Origin of the sequence: Brevundimonas sp. BAL450 (assembly GCF_015767455.1) — a bacterium.
Lineage (GTDB): Bacteria > Pseudomonadota > Alphaproteobacteria > Caulobacterales > Caulobacteraceae > Brevundimonas > Brevundimonas abyssalis.
Genome location: NZ_JADWOW010000018.1, coordinates 23,128 through 29,571 on the forward strand (window position 1 = coordinate 23,128; position 6,444 = coordinate 29,571).

7 protein-coding genes and 1 pseudogene are annotated in these 6,444 nt (G+C 67.3%); 5 read left to right on the top strand and 3 right to left on the bottom strand.

The features are described from left to right. Nucleotides 1-11: 11 nt before the first annotated feature. Nucleotides 12-605 carry a nitroreductase gene (locus tag IWC96_RS00210; protein WP_045318970.1) on the top strand — a complete coding sequence of 198 codons (594 nt, stop codon included), beginning with the start codon at nucleotides 12-14 and terminating at the stop codon, nucleotides 603-605. Here IWC96_RS00210 and IWC96_RS00215 read toward each other — a convergent pair. After that, nucleotides 589-999 (bottom strand): NUDIX hydrolase, encoded by a 411-nt coding sequence (locus tag IWC96_RS00215; protein ID WP_045318966.1) that lies wholly within the window; start codon nucleotides 997-999, stop codon nucleotides 589-591. The two genes, IWC96_RS00210 and IWC96_RS00215, sit on opposite strands and share 17 nt — an antisense overlap. Nucleotides 1,000-1,071: 72 nt before the next feature. On the opposite strand from IWC96_RS00215, the gene IWC96_RS00220 reads away from it, so the two are divergent. The 4 genes from IWC96_RS00220 (at nucleotide 1,072) to IWC96_RS00235 (ending at nucleotide 5,338) form a co-directional block, all read left to right on the top strand. Next, nucleotides 1,072-2,478, top strand: coding sequence for an FAD-binding oxidoreductase (locus tag IWC96_RS00220; protein ID WP_196838144.1), 1,407 nt, complete (start codon nucleotides 1,072-1,074; stop codon nucleotides 2,476-2,478). Nucleotides 2,479-2,542: 64 nt separating this feature from the next. Next, nucleotides 2,543-3,316 (top strand): peroxide stress protein YaaA, encoded by a 774-nt coding sequence (yaaA, locus tag IWC96_RS00225; protein ID WP_021697128.1) that lies wholly within the window; start codon nucleotides 2,543-2,545, stop codon nucleotides 3,314-3,316. An 80-nt stretch (nucleotides 3,317-3,396) separates the two neighbouring features. Beyond that, nucleotides 3,397-4,257, top strand: a complete 861-nt coding sequence (locus tag IWC96_RS00230) for a 3-hydroxybutyrate dehydrogenase (RefSeq protein ID WP_021697129.1) — start codon at nucleotides 3,397-3,399, stop codon at nucleotides 4,255-4,257. Between the two features lie 19 nt (nucleotides 4,258-4,276). Further along, nucleotides 4,277-5,338, top strand: a complete 1,062-nt coding sequence (locus IWC96_RS00235; RefSeq protein WP_021697130.1) for a patatin-like phospholipase family protein — start codon at nucleotides 4,277-4,279, stop codon at nucleotides 5,336-5,338. Here IWC96_RS00235 and tatC read toward each other — a convergent pair. Both tatC and IWC96_RS00245 read right to left on the bottom strand, forming a co-directional pair. Next, on the bottom strand, nucleotides 5,335-6,213 hold the full coding sequence (gene tatC, locus IWC96_RS00240; protein WP_021697131.1) for a twin-arginine translocase subunit TatC: 879 nt from the start codon (nucleotides 6,211-6,213) through the stop codon (nucleotides 5,335-5,337). The genes IWC96_RS00235 and tatC overlap by 4 nt on opposite strands. Next, nucleotides 6,210-6,444, bottom strand: a pseudogene (locus IWC96_RS00245) (hypothetical protein); the annotation flags it as partial. The pseudogene IWC96_RS00245 and the gene tatC, both read right to left, overlap by 4 nt.

Sequence of the window (6,444 nt, forward strand, 5' to 3'; positions counted from 1 at the left end):
AGCTATTGATCATGAGCCCATACGCCCCCGTCGGCGCGCCCCTGCCCGCCCCCGAACCGTCCGAAGCCTATCTGAAGCGCCTGTCGAACCGGCGCTCGACCCCCGCCCAGACCATCGGCGCGCCGGGACCGGGCGAGGATCAGATCGCGCGAATCATTTCTGTGGCGGCCCGAACACCGGACCACGGCAAGCTGGCCCCCTGGCGTTTCGTGATCCTGGGCGCGGCGGCCAAGGCGCGGATCGCGGCTGAGCTGGAACCCATGGCGCCGGATCCCAAGGGCGTCGCCGTTCTCGCCAAACTGCGGGCCTCGCCGGTCTGCGTGATGGTGGTGGCCACGCCGGTCGAGAGCCAGAAAATACCGCAGTGGGAGCAGGAGCTGTCGGCGGGCGCTGTGTGCATGAACCTGCTGCACGCTGCCGACGCGCTCGGATTCGGCGCCAACTGGATCACCGACTGGTATGCCTATGAGCCCGCCGCCACCGCCCTGTTCGGCGTAAAGGCTGGCGAGCGCATCGCCGGGTTCATCCATCTGGGCACGCCGGCCGCGCCGCCACTGGAACGGGACCGGCCCGATCTGTCCGCCCTGATCAGCCGCCTGGACTGAGGGTCTCGCGCGCGGCCGTGTGGATCACGCGCCGCGTCTCCTCCCAAGCCACCAGATCATCCACCGCCGAGAGGGGATGGAACGCCGCCTCGGCCGCATCGTCACCCGCCACAGGCTGTCCACCCGTCCATTCGGCGCGGTAGTCGATCATCACATAGTGCCGGTCGTGGTCAGGGAAGACGCCGTCCACCACAGCCAGCAGGCCGGTGATGACCGCGTCGACGCCGGTCTCTTCCTTCAGCTCGCGCAGGGCCGCGTCCAGAACCCGCTCGCCCGGCTCGATCCGTCCGCCCGGCAGACTCCATTCCCCCAGACGGGGCTCGGTGCCGCGCCGGATCAGCAGCACCTGGTCGCCCTTGAGGCACACCACGCCGACGACGGGCACAGGGGTCATTCAGCAATCCTCACGCGGGCGATCACGCATTCTGGCTTTCCTGATCCATGCGGGTTTGAGACAAGCGTGTCCATGCCCGCACCCTCCCCCGCCGTCATCGACGAACTGAAATCCATCCTCGGCCCCAAAGGCTGGACCCAGGATGCGGACCTGATCGCGCCGCGCGTGGTCGAGTGGCGCGGCGCGTGGGAGGGCAACACCCCCATCCTGCTGACCCCGAGTTCGACCGAGGAGGTGGCGCGGGCCGTGGCGGTCTGTGCGCGCGAGGGCGTGGCCATCACCCCCCAGGGCGGCAACACCGGGCTGGTGGGCGGCCAGATTCCCTACGGCGAGGTCCTGATCTCCATGAACCGCATGCGTGCGGTGCGTCGGGTGCTGCCGCTGGAAGACGTGATGGTGGTGGAGGCCGGGCTGACGCTGAAGGAGGCGCAGGACGCCGCTGCCGGCGCCGACCGTTTCTTTCCGCTGAGCCTCGCGGCCGAGGGCACGGCGACGGTGGGCGGGGTCATCTCCACCAACGCCGGCGGCACGGCGGTGCTGCGCTACGGCGTGGCGCGCGATCTGGTGCTGGGGCTGGAGGCGGTGCTGCCCAACGGCGAGATTTTCCACGGGCTGAAGCGGCTTCGCAAGGACAACACCGGCTATGACCTCAAGCATCTGCTGATCGGGGCCGAAGGGACGCTGGGCATCGTCACGGCGGCGGCGCTGAAGCTTTTTCCGGTCATGCGGTCGCGGGCCACGGCGGTGGTGGGGCTCGAGACGCCCGCCGCCGCGCTGGAGCTGCTGGCCGTGGCCAAGGCCGAAACCGGCGGGGGCGTCGAGGCCTTCGAGCTGATGAACCGACAGGGCATCGAGATCTGCCTGGCCCACATCCCCGACACCCGCGATCCGCTTGACACGCCGACGCCGTGGGCGGTGCTGATTGAGCTGGTGTCGGGCGAACCGGGGGCGGCCGAGCGGGGCATGGAGCGCATCCTGGGGGACGCCTTCGAGCGCGGCCTGATCTCGGACGCGGCCATGGCCCAGAACGCGACGCAGGCGGCGCAGTTCTGGCGGCTGCGCGAGGAAATGTCGGCGGCCCAGAAAGCGGCGGGCGGCGGGTGGAAGCATGACGTGTCCCTGCCATTGACCGCCTTGCCCGAATTCGTCGAGCGCGCCCACGGTGCGCTGAACGCGCAGTTCGAGGGCATCCGGCTTGTGACTTTCGGACATCTGGGCGACGGCAACCTGCATTACAATGTGGTGCCGCCGGTGGGTGCGTATCCCAAGGCTTTCGCTGCGCGCAAGGACGAGGGCGCGAGAATCGTCCACGACATTGTCGGCGAACTGGAGGGCTCCATCTCCGCCGAACACGGCCTGGGGCGGCTGAAGACCGAAGAGGCGCTGCGCTACAAGGACCCGGTCCAGGTGGCCGCCATGCGGGCAGTGCGGGCCGCGCTCGATCCACAACGGATCATGAACCCGTCAGTCCTTTTCTGATCGTCAAGGTTTCAATCGTCACCCGCACGGCCTATCTGCCCCGAAACCTCCGGAGGCCGTGCCTTTGCTTTTTGTCCTGTCGCCCGCAAAGCGTCTGAACTATTCCGAAGCCCCGACGGCGATCCAGCCGACCCGACCGCGCTTCGACACCGATATCGCCGAACTGTCCAAGGTGACGCGCAAGCTGACGCGCGCGGACCTGCGCCGCCTGATGGACATTTCCCAACCGCTGGCCGACCTGAACCACCAACGCTTCCAGGCCTTCGACCCTGACAGCGACGAGGGCTCTTTGCCCGCCGCATTCGCCTTCGCCGGGGATGTCTATGAAGGGCTGAAGGCTCGCGAGCTGGACGACAAGGCGCTGGCGTGGACGCAGGATCACCTGCGCATCCTGTCGGGCCTCTACGGCCTGCTGCGCCCGCTGGACGCCATCCAGCCCTATCGTCTGGAGATGGGCACACGGCTGCGCACCAAGCGGGGCGCGAACCTCTACGATTTCTGGGGCGATCGCATCGCCAAGCGGCTCAACGCCGACGCCGAGGGTCAGACGGACAGTTCGCTGGTGAACCTGGCCAGCCAGGAATATTTCGGCGCCGTCGACGCGCGAGCCCTGAAACTGCCTGTGGTCACGCCCCAGTTCCGCGAAGTGCGTGACGGCGAAAGCCGGATCATCTCGTTCTTCGCCAAGAAGGCGCGAGGCCTGATGGCGCGGTGGGCGATCGACAACCGGGTCGAGCGTGCGGAGGACCTGAAGGGCTTCGATCTCGAGGGCTATGGATTCGACAAGGCGGCGTCCAGTGACAACGAATGGATATTCATCAGATCGGGAAAATCCTGACACCCTGTCGCCACCAGCGCAGACTGCCGCTAGATTGACCTGAAGAACCGGTGACTCGCCGGCAGGATGAAAGACCCCGCATGTTCCAGTGGCTGAAAGGCATCTCCGGCTCTGACACGGCGAAGGACACGCCGCGCCCGTACAACCCCGACGTCAATGACCTGAAAGGTCAGGTGGCGGTGATCTCGGGTTCGACGTCCGGCATCGGCCTGGCGCTGGCCCGCGCGGTGGCGTCGCGGGGCGGCGACGTGGTGCTGAACGGCCTGGGCGATCCGGCCGAGATCGAGCGCACCCGCTCGGGCATGGAGGCCGCCTACGGGGTCAAGGTCCGCTATCACGCCGCCGACATGCGCAACGGCAGCGAAGTGGCCGACATGGTCGCCTTCGCCAAGCACGATCTGGGCCGTCTGGACATTCTGGTGAACAACGCGGGCGTCCAGCACGTGGAGTCCATCGACAAATTTCCCGCCGACAAGTGGGAGCAGATCATCGCCATCAACCTGTCGTCGGCCTTCTATGCCACCCGGGCTGCGGTGCCGATCATGAAGGCGCAGGGGCGCGGGCGGATCATCAATGTGGCCTCGGCCCACGGGCTGGTGGCCAGCCCCTACAAGTCCGCCTATGTCGCCGCCAAGCACGGGGTCATCGGCCTGACCAAGACCGTGGCGCTGGAGCTGGCCGAGCAGAACATCACCTGTAACGCCATCTGCCCGGGCTTCGTCGAAACCCCGATCGTCGAAAAGCAGATCGCCGACCAGGCCCGCACCCGCGGCATTCCGCGCGAGAAGGTGCTGGCCGAGGTGATCCTGAAATCCCAGCCCACGCGGCGGTTCGTGACCACCGACGAACTGGCGGGCATCTTCCTGTATCTGGTCAGCGATCTGGGAGCCTCGGCCAACGGGGCCAGCTTCTCCATCGACGGCGGCTGGACCGCCCAGTGACAGCCCCGGAGGGACCAGCTTGCTGAAGCGGAAGAAGCCCTCCGATCCGAACCGGCTCCGGCCCATCTGTCTGGCGCTGCAGGGCGGCGGCTCCCACGGCGCGTTCCAGTGGGGCGTGCTGGACCGCCTGCTCGAGGACGGGCGTCTGGAGATCAAGGCGGTGACTGCCGCCTCTGCCGGCGCCATGAACGGTGCGGCGCTGATTTCCGGCATGGCGGCGAACGGGCGGGACGGCGCCCGCGAGGCCCTGGACAAGCTCTGGCGCGAGATGAACCAGTCCGGCGGCCGCAACGTCTTTGGCGACAGAGGCGTATGGAACGCCATGACCAATCCCGGCTGGCTGAAGGAGACGCCCTTCTGGCGCTCGTTCAAGGCCATGGCGATGTCGTCCAGCCCCTATGAGTTCAACCCCTTCAACCTGAACCCCCTGAAGCGGGTTCTCGACGCCTCGATTGATTTCGAGGCCGTGCGGGCCTCGCCGATCAGGTTCTTCGTGTCGGCGACGGCGGTGAAGCACGGGCGGGCGCGCATCTTCAAATCAGACGAGATGAGCGACGAGGTCCTGATGGCCTCGGCCTGCCTGCCCCACCTGTTCCAGGCGGTGACCATCGACGGCGAGCCTTACTGGGACGGCGGCTATCTGGCTAACCCGGCGCTGTGGCCGCTGTTCTATGACGACACGCCCGACGACATTCTGCTGCTGCCGCTGAACCCGTTCGAGCGGGACGACACGCCCAAGGCGCCGGGCGAGATCATGGACCGCATGAATGAGATCGCCTTCAACGCGCCCCTCACCGCAGAGCTGCGCGCCGTGGCCTTCGTGCAGGAGCTGATAGAAGAAGGCCAGCTGACCGAGACGGCGCGGGGCCGCTATCGCCACATGCTGCTACACGCCGTGTCGGCGGACGGGCATCTGGATGACCTGTCGCTGGGCTCCAAGTTCAACACCGAATGGACTTTCCTGCTGGACCTGAAGGCGCGGGGAAGGGAGGCGGCGGACCATTGGCTGGAGAACTGCCTGCCCGCCGTCGGCGAGCGGTCCAGCATGGACATGAAGCGGTTTCTATCGCTCCATGCCTAGGCCGCTGCGGCCGCCTCATCCTCGCGGCGGCGGCGCGTTTCAATGAAGCGCACGCACCAGATCGAGATCTCGTAGAGCACGATCAGAGGGATCGCCAGCATGGCCTGGCTGATGGGGTCCGGCGGCGTGACGAAGGCCGCCACGACAAAGATGCCGACGACGGCGTATTTGCGGCCTTTCGACAGGGCTTCGGCGTTGACGATGCCGGCCAGGCCCAGAAGGGTCATGACCACCGGCAGCTGGAAGCACAGGCCGAAGGCCAGCAGCAGGGCCGTGACCAGGTTCAGATAGTCCGAGACCCGCGTCATCAGGGCCACTGACACCTCGGCGGTGGCGATCTGCTGGCTCAGCGAGAACCACATGACGAAGGGCAGCATGATGAAATAGACCATCGCCGTTCCGATCAGGAACAGGATAGGCGCCGCCAGCAGGAACGGCAGGAAAGCCTTGCGCTCGTTGCGGTAGAGGCCCGGCGCCACGAAGCCGTAGACCTGCCAGGCCAGGATCGGGAAGGTGATGACGATGGCGCCGAAGGCCGCCAGCTTGATCTTGGTGATCAGGAACTCCAGCGGGGCCGTGGAGATCAGGCCCACGGCCGATCCACCCTCCGGCAGAGGCGTGATCCCGGCCGTGGCCAGGATCAGATCGATCGGTGACACTCCCTCCCCGCCTGACACCTCATGCAGGGCGAAGGCGGCGGCGAACGGCTTGACCAGAAACACATAGAGCGGCCCGGCGAAGGCGAAGCACAGGATGAAGCCGAGGATGAAGGCGGCGACGCAGACCAGCAGGCGGCTGCGCAGCTCGGTCAGGTGCTCCAGCAGCGGCGCACGCGAGGATTCGATGTCGGCTTCTTCGTCCTCGGGGCGGCTCATGATCCGGCCTTCGAGGTCGTCTTGGCGGCGGGCTTGCGGCGCGGCGCGGCGCCGGCAGGCTTCGTGTCGGCGGTCGTGGCAGCAGCAGCCTTGGCGGTCGAGGGTTTGGGTTTGGCCTTGGTGGCGGCCTTGGAGGCGCCCGAGACCTTCGCATTCGTGACGGCTGCAGTGGAGGGCTCGGCCGGTTCGGTCACCACAGGCGCCGGAATGGCCGGGGGCGCGGGCTGGGCG